This window comes from Lonsdalea populi, from assembly GCF_015999465.1.
GTDB classification, from domain to species: domain Bacteria; phylum Pseudomonadota; class Gammaproteobacteria; order Enterobacterales; family Enterobacteriaceae; genus Lonsdalea; species Lonsdalea populi.
Genome location: NZ_CP065534.1, coordinates 1 through 17870, shown reverse-complemented (window position 1 = coordinate 17870; position 17870 = coordinate 1). Strand labels below are relative to the sequence as shown.

General features: G+C 58.3%; 16 protein-coding genes and 1 pseudogene. 6 read left to right on the top strand and 11 right to left on the bottom strand.

The features are described from left to right. The first annotated feature begins 29 nt into the window (after nt 1-29). The 3 genes from I6N93_RS00085 to I6N93_RS00075 are packed head-to-tail and all read left to right on the top strand — an operon-like array spanning nt 30 to nt 2048. The gene (locus I6N93_RS00085; protein WP_085687630.1) at nt 30-473 is read left to right on the top strand and encodes a PTS sugar transporter subunit IIA; all 444 of its coding nucleotides are present in this window, start codon (nt 30-32) and stop codon (nt 471-473) included. Between the two features lie 13 nt (nt 474-486). Beyond that, on the top strand, nt 487-753 hold the full coding sequence (locus I6N93_RS00080; protein ID WP_085687632.1) for a PTS sugar transporter subunit IIB: 267 nt from the start codon (nt 487-489) through the stop codon (nt 751-753). Nucleotides 754-785: 32 nt separating this feature from the next. Next, complete coding sequence (locus I6N93_RS00075) at nt 786-2048, top strand: PTS ascorbate transporter subunit IIC (protein WP_085687634.1); 1263 nt, start codon at nt 786-788, stop codon at nt 2046-2048. A 372-nt stretch (nt 2049-2420) separates the two neighbouring features. Here the strand turns inward: I6N93_RS00075 and gorA are convergent, their stop codons facing one another. Together gorA and I6N93_RS00065 are read right to left on the bottom strand one after the other, a co-directional pair. After that, the gene (gene gorA / locus I6N93_RS00070; protein ID WP_085687636.1) at nt 2421-3773 is read right to left on the bottom strand and encodes a glutathione-disulfide reductase; all 1353 of its coding nucleotides are present in this window, start codon (nt 3771-3773) and stop codon (nt 2421-2423) included. A gap of 146 nt (nt 3774-3919) precedes the next feature. After that, nucleotides 3920-4117, bottom strand: a complete 198-nt coding sequence (locus I6N93_RS00065) for a hypothetical protein (RefSeq protein WP_085687638.1) — start codon at nt 4115-4117, stop codon at nt 3920-3922. Nucleotides 4118-4260: 143 nt separating this feature from the next. On the opposite strand from I6N93_RS00065, the gene rnz reads away from it, so the two are divergent. Then, nucleotides 4261-5175, top strand: coding sequence for a ribonuclease Z (gene rnz / locus I6N93_RS00060; RefSeq protein ID WP_085687640.1), 915 nt, complete (start codon nt 4261-4263; stop codon nt 5173-5175). Between the two features lie 45 nt (nt 5176-5220). Here rnz and I6N93_RS00055 read toward each other — a convergent pair whose 3' ends face one another. The 3 genes and pseudogenes from I6N93_RS00055 to I6N93_RS00045 all read right to left on the bottom strand — a co-directional run. Continuing rightward, nucleotides 5221-6063 carry a 23S rRNA (adenine(2030)-N(6))-methyltransferase RlmJ gene (locus I6N93_RS00055; protein WP_085687642.1) on the bottom strand — a complete coding sequence of 281 codons (843 nt, stop codon included), beginning with the start codon at nt 6061-6063 and terminating at the stop codon, nt 5221-5223. Nucleotides 6064-6319: 256 nt separating this feature from the next. Then, nucleotides 6320-6568 (bottom strand): GH32 C-terminal domain-containing protein, encoded by a 249-nt coding sequence (locus I6N93_RS00050; protein WP_158088394.1) that lies wholly within the window; start codon nt 6566-6568, stop codon nt 6320-6322. After that, nucleotides 6553-7078 (bottom strand): annotated as a pseudogene (locus tag I6N93_RS00045) (glycoside hydrolase family 32 protein); the annotation flags it as partial. The pseudogene I6N93_RS00045 and the gene I6N93_RS00050, both read right to left, overlap by 16 nt. A gap of 577 nt (nt 7079-7655) precedes the next feature. On the opposite strand from I6N93_RS00045, the gene prlC reads away from it, so the two are divergent. Both prlC and rsmJ read left to right on the top strand, forming a co-directional pair. After that, nucleotides 7656-9698, top strand: a complete 2043-nt coding sequence (gene prlC / locus I6N93_RS00040; RefSeq protein WP_085687646.1) for an oligopeptidase A — start codon at nt 7656-7658, stop codon at nt 9696-9698. After that, nucleotides 9695-10444, top strand: a complete 750-nt coding sequence (gene rsmJ, locus I6N93_RS00035; RefSeq protein ID WP_085687648.1) for a 16S rRNA (guanine(1516)-N(2))-methyltransferase RsmJ — start codon at nt 9695-9697, stop codon at nt 10442-10444. The genes prlC and rsmJ overlap by 4 nt, the downstream gene beginning before the upstream one ends. A 106-nt stretch (nt 10445-10550) precedes the next feature. Here rsmJ and I6N93_RS00030 read toward each other — a convergent pair whose 3' ends face one another. The 6 genes from I6N93_RS00030 to dnaA all read right to left on the bottom strand — a co-directional run bounded on the left by I6N93_RS00030 (nt 10551) and on the right by dnaA (nt 17858). Further along, nucleotides 10551-10697, bottom strand: a complete 147-nt coding sequence (locus I6N93_RS00030) for a hypothetical protein (protein WP_158088393.1) — start codon at nt 10695-10697, stop codon at nt 10551-10553. 428 nt (nt 10698-11125) lie between these two features. Further along, on the bottom strand, nt 11126-11365 hold the full coding sequence (locus I6N93_RS00025) for a hypothetical protein (protein WP_085687652.1): 240 nt from the start codon (nt 11363-11365) through the stop codon (nt 11126-11128). 334 nt (nt 11366-11699) lie between these two features. Further along, on the bottom strand, nt 11700-14114 hold the full coding sequence (gene gyrB / locus I6N93_RS00020; RefSeq protein ID WP_085687654.1) for a DNA topoisomerase (ATP-hydrolyzing) subunit B: 2415 nt from the start codon (nt 14112-14114) through the stop codon (nt 11700-11702). 18 nt (nt 14115-14132) lie between these two features. Further along, nucleotides 14133-15218 (bottom strand): DNA replication/repair protein RecF, encoded by a 1086-nt coding sequence (recF, locus tag I6N93_RS00015; RefSeq protein WP_085687656.1) that lies wholly within the window; start codon nt 15216-15218, stop codon nt 14133-14135. 134 nt (nt 15219-15352) lie between these two features. Further along, nucleotides 15353-16453 carry a DNA polymerase III subunit beta gene (dnaN, locus tag I6N93_RS00010; protein ID WP_085687658.1) on the bottom strand — a complete coding sequence of 367 codons (1101 nt, stop codon included), beginning with the start codon at nt 16451-16453 and terminating at the stop codon, nt 15353-15355. A 4-nt stretch (nt 16454-16457) separates the two neighbouring features. Beyond that, nucleotides 16458-17858, bottom strand: a complete 1401-nt coding sequence (gene dnaA, locus I6N93_RS00005; protein WP_099017433.1) for a chromosomal replication initiator protein DnaA — start codon at nt 17856-17858, stop codon at nt 16458-16460. Nucleotides 17859-17870: the final 12 nt, after the last annotated feature.

Genomic DNA, 17870 nt, shown 5'->3' with positions numbered 1-17870 from the left:
GCACACCTTCCCAGAGTAACGAGGTCAACATGCTCGCTACATGGCTGACGCCCAAGACCATCCACATCGTGGACCGTGTTTCCCACTGGCAAGAAGCCCTCACGCTGGCGGCGGAACCGTTGCTGGCCGACGGCGCAATCGCTCAGGACTATCTGGAGGCGATTATCAGCACCCATCAGTCGCTGGGGCCGTACTACGTGATTGCGCCCGGACTGGCGCTGCCCCACGCCCGACCCGAGCAGGGTGCCAATAAAAACGGGCTGTCGCTGCTGTGCATCCGCGAAGGGGTGAATTTTGAGTCGGAGGAAAACGACCCGGTGACGGTCGTGATTATGCTGTGCGCCCTCACGGGAGACGAACATATCCGGATGATTACCGAGCTGGCGGCGCTGTTCAGCGACGAAGAGACGCTGAAACAGCTGCTGGCCGCTTCTTCCCTTCCCGCCATTCAGGCGATTATCGAAAACTATTAAGACGAGGCCAGTGATGAAAAAGATCCTCATTGTGTGCGGTAACGGGCTCGGCAGCAGCTTTATTGTCGAAATGAACGTCAAAAAAATCGTGGCGGAATTAGGCAAGGAAGCCGAGGTCAGCCATACCGATCTGACCTCCGCCAAGTCGGAACGCCCGGACATCATTTTCGGCGCCAAGGACATCGTGGAACAAATACAAGGCTCCGACGCCCAAATATTCGGCCTGACCAACCTGTTGGATAACAACAAGATCAGAGAAATTCTGGCTGCCAACCTGTAACGGCGCGCTCAGCCGCGCTAACGGAGTCGCTTATGTTGCAGTTTATTATGAAGGATGTGCTGGGTACGCCCGCCATTCTGGTTGGGCTGTTTTCCCTGTTGGGACTGGTGCTGCAGAAGAAACCCTTCTCTGAGGTGGTTTCCGGCACGCTGAAAACCATCATGGGCTTTTTGATTCTGATCGCCGGGGCCAACGTCATTTCCTCCACGCTGACGGTGTTCAGTCAGCTGTTCACCCACTCCTTTAATATGCACGGCGTCGTGCCCAACAACGACGTTGTTGCAGCGCTGGCGCAGGCTAATTTCGGCACAGAAACCGCGATGATCATGGTCTTCGGCATGATTGTGAACATTATTCTGGCGCGGATTACGCCGCTGAAATATATCTTCCTGACCGGCCACCACACGCTGTATATGGCGGCGCTGCTGGCGGTGATCCTGTCCACCGGCGGCATGCGCGGCGTCAGCCTGATCGCGACGGGCGCCATCATTCTCGGCGCGCTGATGGTCATCAGCCCGGCCATCCTGCAGCCCTTTACCCGTAAGATCACCCAGTCGGATGATTTGGCTATCGGCCACTTCGGCTCCACGGGTTATCTGCTGGCGGCGCTGGTGGGTAAGGCGGTTGGGAAAGGCAGCCCGTCTACGGAAGAGCTGAAAGTCCCGAAAACGCTGAACTTCCTGCGCGACTCTTCGGTCGCGATTTCGCTGACCATGATGATTCTGTTCATCGTGCTGGCGCTGTTCGCAGGTAAGGAGTACACCGAAAGTCAGGTAAGCGGCGGACAAAATTACCTGATTTTCGCCATCATTCAGTCCATCACCTTCGCCGCCGGGGTCTACGTCATTTTGGCCGGGGTGCGGATGGTGATTGCGGAAATCGTCCCCGCGTTCAAGGGCATTGCGGACAAGCTGGTGAAAGACGCCAAGCCCGCGCTGGACTGTCCGACCGTGTTCCCGTTCGCCCCCAACGCCGTGATTATCGGCTTCCTGTGTAGCTTCCTGGCGGGCCTGATCAGCATGTTCCTCTGCCCGTTGTTCGGCCTGAGCGTGATCGTCCCCGGACTGGTCCCGCACTTCTTCTGCGGCGCGACCGCCGGGATTTACGGCAACATCACCGGCGGACGCCGCGGCGCGGTGATCGGTTCCTTCGTACAAGGTTTGCTGATCTCCTTCCTGCCGGCGATTCTGCTGCCGCTGATGGGGTCGCTGGGACTGGCGGCCACCACGTTCGGCGACGCTGACTTCGGCATCGTGGGGATTATTCTCGGCAATGTGGTTGCACTGTTCCACTAAACATACCGCAGGCGGCGTGGACAGTTTCAGTCCGCACCGCTCCTGCTACCAACGGAGGCGATGCGCATCATCGCCATCCTGCCCCGTCACAGCGCTAATCCGTTGTTTGATTTGATAATTCCCTGAATCATCACGCCTTTCGCAAACTCACCACAGCCTATCAACGTTGCCCGACCGAGGGGCTCACACCGCAAGCAGATTTGCAGATCTTCAGCGATCCCCTGCGCAAGCCGTTCAGCCCGGACGTTTACCCCCCTTAAACCGGCAGATAACCCTGCCAGAGCGAAGCGGCGGTACAGACGACACGCGACACGCCCCGTCCGGCTGCCGGATAACGCGGCGGCAGCATATGGCGCGCCGCGCATCGCTGGATTAACGCATGGTGACGAACTCTTCCGCCCCGGTCGGGTGGATGGCGACGGTGTTGTCGAAATCCTGCTTGGTGGCCCCCATTTTCACCGCGACGGCGAAGCCCTGCAGCATTTCATCCACGCCGAAACCGATGCCGTGAACGCCCACCACTTTCTCTTCCGGACCGACACACACTAATTTCATGCGGCACGGCTGACGGTGCTGCGTGACGGCGGTGTACATCGCGGTAAAGGAGGATTGGTAGACTTTGACCTGCTCGTCACCGTACTTCGCACGCGCCTGCGGTTCGGTCATCCCCACGGTGCCGATAGGCGGATGGCTGAAGACGACGGTGGGGATGTTGCTGTAGTCCAGATGCTCATTCGGCTTGTTGTTGAACAGGCGCTCCGACAGACGACGCCCCGCCGCCACAGCCACCGGCGTCAGCTCGACCGCACCCGTGTTGTCGCCCACGGCGTAGATGCCGGGAACGTTAGTATTCTGGAATTTATCGACCTTCACATAACCGCGATCGTCCAGCGCGACGCCCGCCGCCTCAAGGTTGAGGTTATCGGTGGCGGGTTGACGGCCAATCGCCCAAACCAGGCAGTCCACCGTCTGCGTTTTGCCGTCTTCCAGCTGCAGCGTCAGGCTGCCGTCGGCGTTTTTCACCACCGCTTTAGGCGTCGACTCGGTGTGCAGCGACGGCCCTTCCGCCTTCATCACTTCCACCAGCGTTTCCACAATCAGCGGATCGAACTGGCGCAGCGGCGCATATTTACGCACGAACAGGTGGGTTTCCGCGCCCAGCGCGTTCAGCACGCCGGCGATTTCTACGGCGATGTAGCCCGCGCCAACCACGGCGACGCGCCGCGGCAGCGCATCCAGTTCAAAGAACCCGTCGGAGCTAATGCCGTATTGCGCACCGGGGACATCCGGCAACGTCGGGCGGCCGCCGGTGGCGATCAGGATGTGGTCGGCGGTGATCGTCTCGCCGTTCACTGCCACCGTGTGGGCATCCACGAAACGGGCGAAACCGCGGATCACCTCAACCTGGTTCTTACCCAGCACGTTGTCGTAGGAGTGATGGATACGGTCGATGTAGGCACTGCGGTTTTTCACCAGCGTGTCCCAGTTGAAGCCGTTGACCGTGACGTCAAAACCATAGTCGGGGCCGTAGTGGTGAATAGCCTCGGCGATCTGCGCCGCATGCCACATCACCTTTTTCGGTACGCAGCCTACGTTCACACAGGTCCCGCCCAGATATTTGGCTTCAATCAACGCGCATTTCTTGCCGTACATGGCCGCACGGTTAATGGAGGCAATGCCGCCGCTGCCGCCGCCAATGGCGAGATAGTCATAATGTTTGGTCATTGGGAGATCCAGGTTGTGTGAAAAGAAAGTTATACAGAGTGTAACGCCGGAGATCTTATTCCGGCAAAGATCGCAGTGTGATTGTAGTCAGAAATACAAAACGCCTTGAGGCGATTTTTGAAATCAATGAAATAGGCAAGGCCGCCTTACGGGCCTCGCGCAACGTCAAACCCGGTCAGCACGGTTCTAAACAGCAAGCGATCCAACGCGGCATCGATGCGTTCGTCCTTCGTCGGTGGTGACGTGACGATCGCGGCCTCCGGCGACGGTGCAATAAACGCGTGGATATGCGGTTGCCACGCCAGCGTCGTCAGAATGGCGACATTGGTTGATAATGACCGCATTCCCCCGCGCTGGTCGACGGAGAAATCTCGCGTCTACCGTGGCAATGGGCGCCAGTGCTACCAACTGCCACGCCAGTTTCTGGCGCGGTTCGATTTATGCTGGGATGACGTCAAGCACCGTTAATTGATCGGAGAATTTCACCATGGAACTGATATTTTTAGGCACCAGCGCGGGCATCCCGACCAAAGCGCGCAATGTGGCCAGCCTGGCGCTGGATCTGCAAGGTCCGCGCCCTGCCTTCTGGCTGTTCGACTGCGGTGAGGGCACGCAGCATCAGATACTGCATACGTGTTTAAGCGCCAGCAAGATCGAGAAAATTTTCATCACGCATCTTCATGGCGACCATCTGTTTGGTCTGCCCGGCCTGCTGTGTTCCCGCGCCATGGCTGGTTGTCAGGCGCCGCTGACGCTCTACGGCCCCGCCGGACTGAAAACGTTCATCGACAATGCGCTGAGCCTGAGCGGCTCTTACCTCACTTATCCGATGGAGGTCGTCGAGGTCGCCTCCGGACCGGTTTGCGAAGACGAACACCGCGTAGTGACGGCCTACCCGATGTCGCACACGTTGACCTGCGTCGGGTATCGCATTGAAGAGCGGCCTAAACCCGGCGCGCTGGACGTGGCGCAACTGACGAAAGAGGGCATTCGCCCCGGGCCGTGGTTTCAGTCGTTGAAGCGCGGCGAGTCCGTCACGCTGGAGGATGGACGGACCTTAAACGGCGCCGATTACCTCGGTCCGTCCACGCCGGGCCGAACGCTCGCGATATTCGGCGATACCCGCCCTTCGGAAGCCGGGCGCTTGCTGGCCGCCGGGGTGGATGTGATGGTGCACGAAGCGACGGTAGAGGCTACTATGGCCGATCGCGCCAGCGAGCGCGGTCATTCCACGACGGAACAGGCGGCGACGTTGGCGCGGGAAGCCGGGGCGGGGCGTTTGATTATCACCCATATCAGCGCGCGATACGGTCAGGAAGACAGTGAACGGCTGCTGGCGGAGTGCCGGACGATTTTCCCGGCCACGGACATGGCTACCGATCTGGCGACGTTTCAGGTGTAGCGTGCTCCCAATGCCCTGCGGTGCAGGGCATTGGCTGTGCCGAGTTTACTCCGGCACGACCCATTCCACGCGCGTATGCCCGGTGCCTTCCGGCACCAGCACCTGATGCAGCCACGGCAGCACGCTTTTCATCTGCGCTTCCAGCTTCCACGGCGGGTTAATGACGATCATGCCCGAGGCGGTCATACCGTGGCGATCGCTGTCCGGCAACACGGCCAGCTCAATTTGCAGGATCCGGCGGATGCCGGTCGCTTCCAGATCTTTCAGCAGCCGTTTAATCTGCTGACGCAACACGACCGGATACCACAGCGCATATACGCCGGTCGCGAAGCGGCGGTAACCTTCGTGAATTCCCTTCACCACCGCCTGATAATCGCTTTTTAACTCATAAGGCGGGTCGATCAGCACCAGTCCGCGGCGGGACGGCGGCGGCAGCTGGGCTTTCAACTGCTGATAGCCGTCTTCACGCACCACGCGGGCGCGATTATCACGCTGGAACTCCTGACGCAGCAGCGGATAGTCGCTCGGATGCAGTTCGCTCAGGTTCAGCCGGTCGTGATCGCGCATCAGATGGCGGGCGATCAGCGGAGAACCCGGGTAGTAGCGCAGCTGTCCCTGCGGGTTGTAGTTACGCACCACCTGCATGTAGGCATCCAGCTCGGCAGGGACGTCGTCCCGCTGCCAGATGCGGGCAATCCCCGCCTGATATTCGGCAGTGCGCTCGGCGTGTTCGCTTTGCAGCTTGTAACGACCCGCCCCGGCGTGCGTATCGAGGTACAGGAAGGGTTTGTCTTTCTCCGCCAGAGCGCTGAGGATCAGGCTTTGAACGGTATGCTTGAGCACGTCGGCGTGGTTGCCGGCGTGAAAACTGTGGCGGTAGCTGAGCATGGGTAATGATTATCCAGTGATTAAGTCGTGAGTGGGGCCGACGCGCCGTCTTTTCCCCCCACCCTCGCCGCAGGGCGGCAAAAACATCGGGGTGCAGCGGGGGAGTATAAAACAGATTGGCCCTGTTCTGGTCATTGGTTGAGATCTTAACGCATTTACCGGCACAGAAAACCCGCCGGGAACCTGAAAACAGGTTCCCTTTCCCGAAGCTGAAAGAGCCGCAGCGCGAGCCACATGCCCGGCGCCCCTCAGGCCGTTACGCCCTCAGCAGAGACCAGCTGTCTCCCCCCGCGAGATGCGCACGACCATGATCGGCGAACAGTCTCAGCGCCCGCCCATCTGGCTGCGGATAAATGCGCGAACTCAGGCAACATTCGCCCTCTCCGACAAACACTTCAATCGAGGAGCGGTCAATAAATATGCGCAGCGATAACACCGATTGCGCCGGCAACGGCGCGCTGCGATAGCCGCTCAGGCCATATTCAGGGTAATTGCGCTCCAGCACCAGACGCCGTCTTCGCGCCAGACCTTGGGATCGCGAAAGTGCATGATGCCGGGAGGCGGCAGGAGGATAGCGCCCTGTTTTTCGAAATGCAGGCCATCGTGGCTGATGGCGAGGCACTGCACCTGCCGTAATTTCTCCTCCTCCTCCGGAGAGGAAGGACGACATGGCCGGTATAAATCAGGCTCGGTACGCCGTCATCATCCACCGCGCAGCCGGAAAAGCAGCCGTCCCGGTCCGGCTCGTTCCCACCGCCGGGAAACAGCGCGATGGGTTGGTGCTCCCAGCGAATCATGTCCTCGCTGGTGGCGTGTCCCCAGTGCATCGGTCCCCATTTCGGCTCATAGGGATAATGCTGATAGAACGCGTGGTAGCGCCCCGATGGTAGATAAACCCGTTGGGATCGTTCATCCATCCCGCCGGCGGGGCCAGATGGAATGTCGGATAGAAGGTGTAATTGACGTTCGCGTATTCCGGCTGCGCCTCGCTGGCGTGCTCGACTGGATTATTCATCATTGTTGTCACTCTGTCTGACGTGCATGACGGCCTGTGAGGGCGGCGAAATCGTGCTTAACACGATATCCCGGCAGACCTGAATTATCGCGTCCCGCTCCCGTCGTCAGGCCGATATCGGCAGCGTCCCCTGCGGACGCGGAACCGGTGGAAAATGGGCAGCGCTGGTCATTAAGCGTGGCAGACAAACCCGACTTTCAATAGGAAGAAATAAAATTAGACAGGAAAATCAAATCGTTAAAAAGGAATACTCGGAGCATCAAGGGCAGGGCTTGGCGCTACATCTCCACCTCATTTCGTTTTATCGTCAGGTAAAAACCACGATATTCAGCGGACTGGCCGAGATCCTGTTTTATGCGCCCCTGACAGTTTGAGATGCCGCCGCCCGACCTTTAACCCTTCGGCACGAATCTTCTTCACTGTTTCCCTACGCCGGGTGCGGTTACTACGCCATTCTTGCCCGAACATTGATTTTCATAGCCTGAGACCCCATCTTAGAAAGTAATCCGCAAGTTATGTCAGCCTTGTCGGCCTCCGGGACAAGGAACCGATCATCACCACTATTCAGGACCGTGCCATGACAAATCCATTACTTACCCCTTTCACCCTGCCCCCGTTTTCCCAAATCAAAACCGACGACATCGTTCCCGCCATTCAGAGCGCGCTGGACGACTGTCGCAAAACGGTGGAGCACGTTGTGGCGCAGCCAGGTCCGTTCACCTGGGAAAATCTTTGTCAGCCGCTGGCGGAAAGCGACGATCGGCTGGAGCGCATCTTCTCCCCTATCGGCCATCTGAACGCGGTACTAAATAGCCCTGAGCTTCGCGCCGCCTACGAGCAGTGCCTGCCGCTGCTGTCCGAGTACGGCACCTGGGTAGGGCAGCACCCCGGCCTGTATCGCGCCTATCGCAACCTGCGCGACGGCGAACATTTCACCTCCCTGGACACGGCGCAGCAAAAAGCCGTGGAAAATTCGCTGATCGGCTTCGAACTGTCGGGGATCGCGCTGCCCGCTGAGCAGCAGAAACGCTACGGCGAGATCTCCGCGCGGCTCTCGGAATTGAGTTCGATCTACAGCAACAACGTGCTGGACGCCACGATGGGGTGGACCAAGCTGATAACAGACATCAATGCGCTGTCCGGTCTGCCGGAAAGCGCGCTGGCGGCCGCCAAAGCGCAGGCCGAAGCCAAAGAGCAAGAGGGCTGGCTGCTGACGCTCGACATGCCGAGCTACCTGCCGGTTATGACCTACTGCTCGAACGCGGCGCTGCGCGAAGAGATGTACCGCGCCTATGCCACCCGCGCCTCCGATCAGGGGCCGAACGCCGGTAAGTGGGACAATACCGAGGTAATGGCCGAGAAAATAGCGCTCCGTCACGAACAGGCGCAGTTGCTCGGCTACCCCAGCTATGCGGACAAATCGCTGGTCACCAAAATGGCGGAAAATCCGCAGCAGGTGCTGGCATTCCTGACCGATCTGGCTAAACGCGCACGTCCGCAGGCCGAGCAGGAACTGGCCGAACTGCGCGCCTTCGCCAAGCAGCACTATGGCGTGGATGAGCTGAACCCGTGGGACGTCAGCTACTACAGCGAGCTGCAGAAACAACACCTGTTTTCCATCAGCGACGAGCAGTTGCGCCCGTATTTCCCAGAAGAGCGTGTGCTGAACGGTCTGTTCGAAGTCGTCAACCGGATCTACGGCATCACGGCGAAAGAGCGCAAAGACGTCGATGTCTGGCACCCTGAAGTCCGTTTCTTCGACCTGTTCGATGAGAGCGGCGAGCCGCGCGGCAGCTTCTACCTCGATCTGTACGCGCGCGAAAACAAACGCGGCGGCGCCTGGATGAACGACTGCGTCGGCCGTATGCGCCTCGCCAACGGCGAGCTGCAGAAGCCGGTCGCCTACCTGACCTGTAACTTCAACCGCCCGGTCAACGGCAAACCTGCGCTGTTCACGCATGATGAAGTGACAACGCTGTTCCACGAATTCGGCCACGGCCTGCACCACATGCTGACGCTGGTCGACGCCGCCGGCGTTTCCGGCATCAGCGGGGTGCCGTGGGATGCCGTCGAGCTGCCGAGCCAGTTTATGGAAAACTGGTGCTGGGAGCCGGACGCGCTGGCGTTTATCTCCGGTCACTACGAAACCGGCGAACCGCTGCCGAAGGAAATGCTGGATAAAATGCTGGCGGCCAAGAACTATCAGGCGGCGCTGTTCATCCTGCGTCAGCTGGAGTTCGGCCTGTTCGACTTCCGCCTGCATACCGAATTTGACCCGGCGAAGGGCGCGCAGATCCTGCCGACGCTGGCCGACGTCAAGGCTCAAGTCGCCGTTATGCAAAGCCCGAGCTGGAACCGTTTCCCGCACGCCTTCAGCCACGTCTTCGCCGGCGGCTATGCGGCAGGCTATTACAGCTACCTGTGGGCGGACGTGCTGGCGGCCGACGCCTTCTCTCGCTTTGAAGAGGAAGGTATTTTCAACCGCACCACCGGCCAGTCGTTCCTCGACAACATCCTGTCTCGCGGGGGTTCCGAAGAGCCGATGGAGCTGTTCAAACGCTTCCGCGGCCGTGAGCCGAAGCTGGACGCCATGCTGAAACACTACGGCATCAAGGGATGAAGATCGGCCTGATGACCGAAGAGGGCGCCGATAAAGGCGCCCTCGACGCTCTGGCCGCGCGCTGGGGGCTGACGGCGGACGACGGCCAGTCTCTCGCGCTGGTGCTGACGCCCGAGCGGCTGGAACTGCGCAAGCGGGACGAGCCGAAGCTGGGCGCCGTCTGCGTGGATTTCGTCGGCGGCGCGCTGGCGCACCGGCGCCGTTTCGGCGGCGGACGCGGCGAAGCGGTCGCCCGGGCGGTCGGCATCAAGAAGGGCTATCTGCCCGACGTGGTGGACGCTACCGCAGGACTGGGGCGCGACGCGTTCGTGCTGGCGTCGCTCGGCTGTCGGGTCCGTATGGTAGAGCGTCATCCGGTGGTTGCGGCGCTGCTGGACGACGGCCTTCAGCGCGGTTATCAGGATGCAGAGATCGGCGGCTGGTTGCGGGCGCGTCTGACGCTGCTGCATGCTTCCAGCGTCGAGAGGCTGAAAGACATCGAGCCGCCGCCCGACGTTGTCTATCTCGATCCGATGTTTCCTCACCGGCAGAAAAGCGCGCTGGTAAAAAAGGAGATGCGGGTATTCCAGACGCTGGTCGGCGCCGACGACGATGCCGACGCGTTGCTGGCCCCGGCACGCTCACTGGCGAAAAAGCGCGTGGTGGTCAAACGCCCGGACTACGCGCCGCCGCTCGCGGGCGTTCCCGCCCAGTCCATGCTGGAAACAAAGAGCCACCGCTTCGACTTCTATCTACCGCTAACCTGATAGTTTCCATTTTGTTTCCAAAAATAGGGAAACACAGCGGGCCATCTTGAATCTATCGTCGTCGGGACGCGGCAACCGCGCTCCGGCGAGCGTAGCGGGAAAGCCGTTACTCTTCTCCCAGAGAAAACAGAAGCGTGCCGTAGCCCAACTGGTCAACACTTCCCGACGACGCGCCATAGGACCAGGGACTGCCTTCAGGCCGAATCTTGGACGCCATCTCGGTAATATTAGGGCTGTTAAGGCCTTTCAGCATGATGTAGTGGTTATAGATCAGTGCCTAAATCGCTCTGATCTCGCCCCTTGCGCTGGCAGAGATTTACGTTTGGGTCACGTCTCTGTTCGTATACGTGGTATAGGGTACTTCTTTGCCGAGGTTATAGGCCGCCGCGTATTCCGCCCCTTTCATCAGTCGGTTATCGTCATAACTGAATAAATCTTCGCCCTGATTCCAGGCCATCTGGCAGATGACGCCCGCCAGCGCGCTATCTAGTTATAAGTGGGCCTGATCACTGCCGCTTACCTGTATTTGTCCCATTCCCTGTTCGGGATACAGTTTCCAATTAAGTTTCCTAATATCGCCATTTCCCTCGCCGTTTTTGTAATAGTCGACGGCGCTGTCGTAAAGATCTTTCCTGTCCAAGAGAATACCGAGGCCATAATGGAACTTAACTGCGCTAAATCTCAGTTGGCCCAATAGCGATCGATTTTCGTATTATTATGACGCGCGATAAAATCCAAATTAATAGGAAGAAAGACCGTTTCCATCATCTTTTTGAAGGTGTCGAAATCACTCGCGCTCCATCCCGGATAGTCCCGCATTATTTCTGCGGTATTCGCCAGTTCGTATCCATAAATTCCCGCCGCGAGCGCGGCATCTTTGCCTTTAGTCCGCCTTAAACGGCGATCTTTCGGATCCGACAACGCCTCGGCGATCCCTGGCGCTGCGCGCGGGTTCCCATTGGTTTCCTAATATTCCCTTTCACCGCCGGGGGAAAACCCTCGCAGCAACGCCTACTTGGCAAGGGCTAGGCTTGGGTTGGGTTGGTCTTCTTCTGGCGGGCGGTGTGTGCCGCCGGAGGTGTAATGATCTGGCGTGGAAGCGTTATGGACCATTGTATTGTCAGGCTAATCGTTCATCTTCCCAAAAAAGAGAATTTGAAAGTGCCACGGTGGAGGGGGGTTCAGGCTGACAACAAAAAAGCTTCGCACAGGGCGAAGCTTTTTTCGTGTACAGAGTAATCGCGTCTGAGCGCTATCAGATATCGATGTTCGCCGCCTTAAGGGCGTTTTCTTCGATAAAGGCGCGACGGGGTTCGACGGCATCCCCCATCAGCGTGGTGAACAACTCATCGGCCGTAATCGCATCCTTCACGGTAACGCGCAACATGCGGCGGCCTTCCGGATCCATCGTGGTTTCCCAAAGCTGTTCCGGGTTCATTTCGCCCAGACCTTTATAGCGCTGAACCGCCAGACCACGGCGTGACTCTTTCACCAGCCACTCCAGCGCCTGCTCGAAGCTGACGATAGGCAGTTTGCGCTCGCCGCGTTCGACAAAAGCGTCTTCCTCAATCAGACCGCGCAGTTTTTCGCCCAGCTGATTGATTTTGCGGTATTCGTTGCCCGTCACAAACGCGGTATTCAGCGGATAGTCAGTATCGACACCGTGGGTGCGCACACGCAGCTGCGGCTCGTGGAGACCTTCTTCAGTATCGTGGATCACGAAGCTGTAGGTGCTGCCGTGTTTTTCCTGCCCGGTCAGCAGCGTCACCAGCATCTCCATCCAGCGCTGAACCTGCTGGCGGTCAGACAGCGTGGCTTCGGTCAGGGACGGCTGGTAGATCAGCGCGTTCAGCAGCGGACGCGGGTAGCGGCGCTCCATACGGCCAATCATTTTCTGCACGGCGTAATGCTCGGCGACCAGTCGTTCCAGCGGCTCGCCCGCCATTGCCGGCGCATGCGCGTTGGTATGCAGCGTCGCGCCATCTAATGCCAACGCGATCTGGTACTGGTCCATCGCTTCGTCATCCTTGATGTACTGCTCCTGCTTCCCTTTCTTCACCTTGTACAGCGGCGGCTGAGCGATGTAGACATGCCCGCGTTCGATGATTTCCGGCATCTGACGATAGAAGAACGTCAACAGCAGCGTACGGATGTGCGAACCATCGACGTCGGCATCGGTCATGATGATGATACTGTGGTAGCGCAGCTTGTCCGGGTTGTATTCGTCACGGCCGATGCCGCAACCCAACGCCGTAATCAGCGTGGCGACTTCCTGCGACGACAGCATTTTGTCGAAACGCGCCTTCTCCACGTTCAGGATTTTCCCCTTCAGCGGGAGAATCGCCTGGTTCCTGCGGTTACGCCCCTGCTTCGCAGAGCCGCCCGCGGAGTCCCCTTCCACCAGGTACAGTTCAGACAGCGCCGGATCGCGTTCCTGACAATCCGCCAGTTTGCCCGGCAGGCCGGCCAGGTCGAGCGCGCCTTTGCGTCGCGTCATATCGCGGGCGCGACGAGCGGCCTCGCGCGCGCGCGCGGCGTCGATGATTTTGCCGACCACGATTTTGGCGTCTGATGGATTCTCCATCAGGTAATCCACCAGTTTTTCGTTCATCAGCGACTCAACGGCGGTCTTCACTTCCGACGACACCAGCTTGTCTTTGGTCTGAGAAGAGAACTTCGGATCGGGCACTTTCACCGAGACCACGGCAATCAGGCCTTCGCGCGCGTCATCGCCGGTCGCGCTGATTTTGGCTTTCTTGCTGTAGCCTTCTTTATCCATGTAGGTGTTCAGAGTACGGGTCATGGCGGCACGGAAGCCGGCCAGATGCGTACCGCCGTCACGCTGCGGAATGTTATTGGTAAAGCAGTAGATGTTTTCCTGGAAACCGTCGTTCCACTGCAGAGCGACTTCCACTCCGATATCGTCTTTCACCGTGGAGAAATAGAACACGTTCGGGTGGATCGGCGTTTTATTGCGGTTCAGGTAATCGACAAACGCTTTGATACCGCCATCGTAGTGGAAGTGGTCGGACTTATCTTTTTCACGTTCGTCACGCAGACGGATGGAAACGCCGGAGTTCAGGAACGACAGCTCACGCAGACGCTTGGCCAGAATGTCGTATTCGAATTCCAGCACGTTGGTGAAGGTGTCGGTGCTCGGCCAGAAGCGGACGGTCGTACCGGTTTTTTCAGCCTCGCCCGCCACGGCCAGCGGCGCGGCCGGCACACCGTGGTTGTAGGTCTGCTGGTGAATTTTGCCTTCGCGGCGAATGGTCAGCTCAAGTTTTTCCGACAGGGCGTTGACCACGGAAACCCCGACGCCGTGCAAACCGCCGGAAACTTTGTAGGAGTTATCATCGAATTTACCGCCGGCATGCAGCACCGTCATGATGACTTCAGCGGCTGACACGCCTTCTTCTTCGTGAAGACCGGTTGGGATCCCACGGCCATCATCCTGCACCGACACGGAGTTGTCGCTATGGATGGTGACGATTATGTCTTTACAGTAGCCAGCGAGCGCTTCGTCGATAGCGTTGTCCACCACCTCGAATACCATATGATGCAGACCGGTTCCGTCATCCGTATCGCCGATATACATACCCGGGCGCTTACGAACTGCATCCAGCCCTTTTAATACCTTGATACTTGAGGAGTCATAAGAATTCGACATCAACGTTTCTCGCTCATTTTAGTCCTGTGATTGAACGGTTATTTTACCCTGTTCTACGCTGAACATCTTGCCATTTTCGCCGACCATATCGCCTATCTGTTCAGCGCTGATCGCGCTGACGAAGACCTGCGCCTGCGTGGCTTTCAGCCGTTCCGCCAACAGGCGTCGTCGGGCGCTGTCCAGCTCCGAGGCGAAGTCGTCGATGAGGTAGACGCACTTGAGTCCGCTGTTGCGGGTGAGAAACTCCCCCTGCGCCAATCGTAAGGCGCACATCAACAACTTCAACTGACCGCGCGACAACATATCCTCTACCGCGACGCCGCCGGCACGAATGCGGAAGTCCGCCTTGTGCGGGCCGAAGGCGGTATAGCCCAGCATTCGGTCACGCTCGAAATGGCGCTCCAGCAGCTCTGCGTAATCGCTCTCCCGATCCCAGCCGCGCTGGAAGGAAAAGCTCAGGGAAAACTCCGGTAAAAACTGGCTGCAGGTGGCTCCGATATCGTCCACAATGGCGGCGCTATAGGCCGCTCGCCATTGGCTTATCTGCTCCGCCAGCGGTACCAATTCCTGATCCCACGCCCGCATCTGCCCATAGTGACGGGTTTGGCGCAGCGCTGCATTGCGCTGACGCAACAGACGTTTCAGATTGTTCCAGGCGTGGAAAAAACCAGGCTCGTGATGAAAGCAGCCCCAGTCCAGAAAGGCCCGGCGAAACTTCGGGCCGCCGTTAAGAAGGGTAAATCCTTCCGGGGTAATCAGCTGAATGGGCAACAGCTGCGCCAGTTCAGCGACTCGATGACCATCGCTGCCATCGATACGAACCTTGCTATCTCCCTGACGGTTCTTGCTCAGTCCGACGGAACGTTCCCGCTCACGGCCATCAATTCTGCCGTGCAGCACGAATTCAGGCTGTTCGTGACGAATCACCCGCCCCGCCTGAATACTGCGGAACGCGCGGCCGTGACCCAGCGTATAAATGGCTTCAAGCACGCTGGTTTTGCCGCTGCCGTTGGCGCCGACCAGAAAATTGAAACCGGGGATCAACGCCAGATCGGCAGATTCGATATTGCGAAAATTGCGGATGAGAAGACGGGTCAGTGCCATTTTACAACCATTCAGCGTCGCTGCCTTTGAGCCGGATGTCGGCCCGCTACGTTTGCGTTTCGCAAACCGTATGACGCCCGACATGCTGGCATATCTAAAAACGGCACCAGACCGTTTTCTAACCTGTCGCGCAACTACAAACGCATCGGCATGACGACATACGCTGCGGCCGGGCTGGCGCTATCTTCGATCTGCACGCTGGAAACGGAGTCGATCAGCAGCATGCGGACATCTTCGCACTTCAGCGCATTCAGCACATCCAGAACGTAGCTGACGTTGAAGCCAATCTCCATTTCCGTGCCGCCGTACTCGACATCCAGAATTTCCTCGGCCTCTTCCTGCTCCGGGTTATTCGCGGTGATTTTCAGTTGATCTTTGTTCAGATACAGCCGAACGCCGCGAAACTTCTCGTTGGAGAGAATCGCCGCGCGGGAGAACGCCTGCTTGAGCAGGTCGCAGCTGGCCTCTAGCGTTTTGTCAGGATTTTTCGGCAATACGCGACGATAATCCGGGAATCGGCCATCGACCAGCTTAGACGTGAAGATAAAATCGCCGACGTGCGCACGAATATTGTTACTGCCGATCTGCAGTTGCAGCGGCGTATCGCCGCCGTCCAGCAAACGCACCAGCTCCATCACGCCTTTACGCGGGACGATCACCGAATGGGACGGCAGTTCCTGACCAACCGGCATTGAGCAGACCGCCAGACGGTGACCGTCGGTCGACACGGTGCGCAGCTCTTCCCCTTCGGTCTCGAACAGCATGCCGTTGAGGTAATAACGTACATCCTGATGCGCCATAGAGAACTGGGTCGCTTCGATCAGGCGCTTTAATGTGGCCTGCGGCAGAGAAAACTCCACCTCGCTCTGCCAGTCATCCAGATTGGGGAAGTCTTCCGCCGGCAGCGTGGACAGTGAAAAGCGGCTGCGCCCGGAGCGCACCAGCATGCGATCGCCGTCCAGCATGATGGTGATTTCCGCGCCGTCCGGCAAACCGCGACAGATGTCGAACAGCTTGCGCGCTGGCACCGTGGTGGCGCCCGCTTCGTGGGGCTGGATCAGCGCCACGTGCGCCACCATTTCCATTTCCAGATCGGTGCCGGTCAGCGACAGCCGACCTTCACTCACCTGCAATAACAAATTGCCCAGGATCGGCAACGTCGGCCGGCCCCCCAGAGGACTGCTAACCTGCTGTAGGGGTTTTAACAGATGCTCGCGTTCAATAATAAATTTCATGATATTAGGAAGATAATGTTCTGATTAAATTGGAAAAATCTTCTTTAATGTCGTGACTTTCCTCGCGCAGCTGCTCAATCTTTCGACAGGCATGCAGCACGGTGGTGTGGTCTCGACCGCCAAAAGCATCACCGATTTCCGGCAGGCTGTGATTCGTCAATTCTTTCGCCAACGCCATCGCCATCTGACGTGGGCGAGCCACCGAGCGCGAACGACGTTTGGACAACAGATCGGCGACTTTGATTTTATAATATTCCGCTACGGTCTTCTGAATGTTGTCGATGGTGACCAGTTTTTCCTGCAACGCCAGCAGGTCGCGCAGCGCTTCACGTACAAAATCAATCGTGATGGAGCGTCCGGTGAAGTTGGCATTGGCAATGACGCGGTTCAACGCCCCTTCCAGCTCACGCACGTTGGAACGCAGGCGCTTGGCAATAAAAAAGGCGACTTCGCCGGGCAGACGGATATCGTTCTCGTCCGCTTTTTTCATCAGAATCGCCACGCGGGTTTCCAGCTCAGGCGGTTCGATCGCGACCGTCAGCCCCCAGCCAAAGCGGGACTTCAGGCGATCTTCCACGCCGTTGATCTCTTTCGGATAGCGGTCAGAGGTCAAAATAATCTGCTGATTGCCTTCCAGCAACGCATTGAACGTGTGGAAAAACTCTTCCTGAGAACGCTCTTTGTTGGCAAAAAACTGAATATCATCGATCAGCAACGCATCGACGGAGCGGTAGTACCGTTTGAACTCTTCGATTGCATTGTTCTGCAGGGCTTTCACCATATCCTGCACAAAACGCTCTGAGTGCATGTACACCACTTTGGCGTTGGCCTTGCGGGCCATGATGCCGTTGCCTACCGCATGTAATAAGTGTGTTTTACCCAGACCGGTGCCGCCATACAGAAACAGCGGGTTATAGGCGCCGCCCGGATTATCCGCCACCTGCCGCGCAGCGGCGCGCGCCAGCTGGTTGGATTTACCTTCGACGAAATTATCGAAGGTATGTTTTGGATTTACGTTAGAGCGATAGGTGTGCTCGGCATGCAGAGACGGCGCATCCCAGCTCGGACGAACCGGAGAAGACACCGGACGAGCCTGCGGCGCAGCCGCAGGGATCACGGTGATGGCAGCGTTGCCCGCCGGGGCGACCGTTGCCATCGCCGGTTTGCTGCCCACTTCAAAACGTAGCAGCGGAGCATCCAGACCGCAGAAATCATTTAGCAGTCCATTGATATTATTGAGGTATTTGTCACGAACCCAATCCAGCACAAAGCGATTAGGGGCGTAAAGCGCCAGAGTGTTGTCACTCAGTTCCGCCTGCAATGGGCGTATCCACATACTGAATTCTGTGGCAGGTAATTCATCCTGCAAACGGGCAAGACACTGCTGCCAAAGCGAAAGTGACACGGCGGACTCCAC

What these genes read in the sequence shown, in the direction of transcription:
- I6N93_RS00085 (WP_085687630.1), top strand. Translation starts at nt 30, where the DNA reads ATGCTCGCTACATGGCTGACGCCCAAGACCATCCACATCGTGGACCGT.
- I6N93_RS00080 (WP_085687632.1), top strand. Translation starts at nt 487, where the DNA reads ATGAAAAAGATCCTCATTGTGTGCGGTAACGGGCTCGGCAGCAGCTTT.
- I6N93_RS00075 (WP_085687634.1), top strand. Translation starts at nt 786, where the DNA reads ATGTTGCAGTTTATTATGAAGGATGTGCTGGGTACGCCCGCCATTCTG.
- gorA (WP_085687636.1), bottom strand. Translation starts at nt 3,773, where the DNA reads ATGACCAAACATTATGACTATCTCGCCATTGGCGGCGGCAGCGGCGGC.
- I6N93_RS00065 (WP_085687638.1), bottom strand. Translation starts at nt 4,117, where the DNA reads ATGCGGTCATTATCAACCAATGTCGCCATTCTGACGACGCTGGCGTGG.
- rnz (WP_085687640.1), top strand. Translation starts at nt 4,261, where the DNA reads ATGGAACTGATATTTTTAGGCACCAGCGCGGGCATCCCGACCAAAGCG.
- I6N93_RS00055 (WP_085687642.1), bottom strand. Translation starts at nt 6,063, where the DNA reads ATGCTCAGCTACCGCCACAGTTTTCACGCCGGCAACCACGCCGACGTG.
- prlC (WP_085687646.1), top strand. Translation starts at nt 7,656, where the DNA reads ATGACAAATCCATTACTTACCCCTTTCACCCTGCCCCCGTTTTCCCAA.
- rsmJ (WP_085687648.1), top strand. Translation starts at nt 9,695, where the DNA reads ATGAAGATCGGCCTGATGACCGAAGAGGGCGCCGATAAAGGCGCCCTC.
- I6N93_RS00030 (WP_158088393.1), bottom strand. Translation starts at nt 10,697, where the DNA reads ATGCTGAAAGGCCTTAACAGCCCTAATATTACCGAGATGGCGTCCAAG.
- gyrB (WP_085687654.1), bottom strand. Translation starts at nt 14,114, where the DNA reads ATGTCGAATTCTTATGACTCCTCAAGTATCAAGGTATTAAAAGGGCTG.
- recF (WP_085687656.1), bottom strand. Translation starts at nt 15,218, where the DNA reads ATGGCACTGACCCGTCTTCTCATCCGCAATTTTCGCAATATCGAATCT.
- dnaN (WP_085687658.1), bottom strand. Translation starts at nt 16,453, where the DNA reads ATGAAATTTATTATTGAACGCGAGCATCTGTTAAAACCCCTACAGCAG.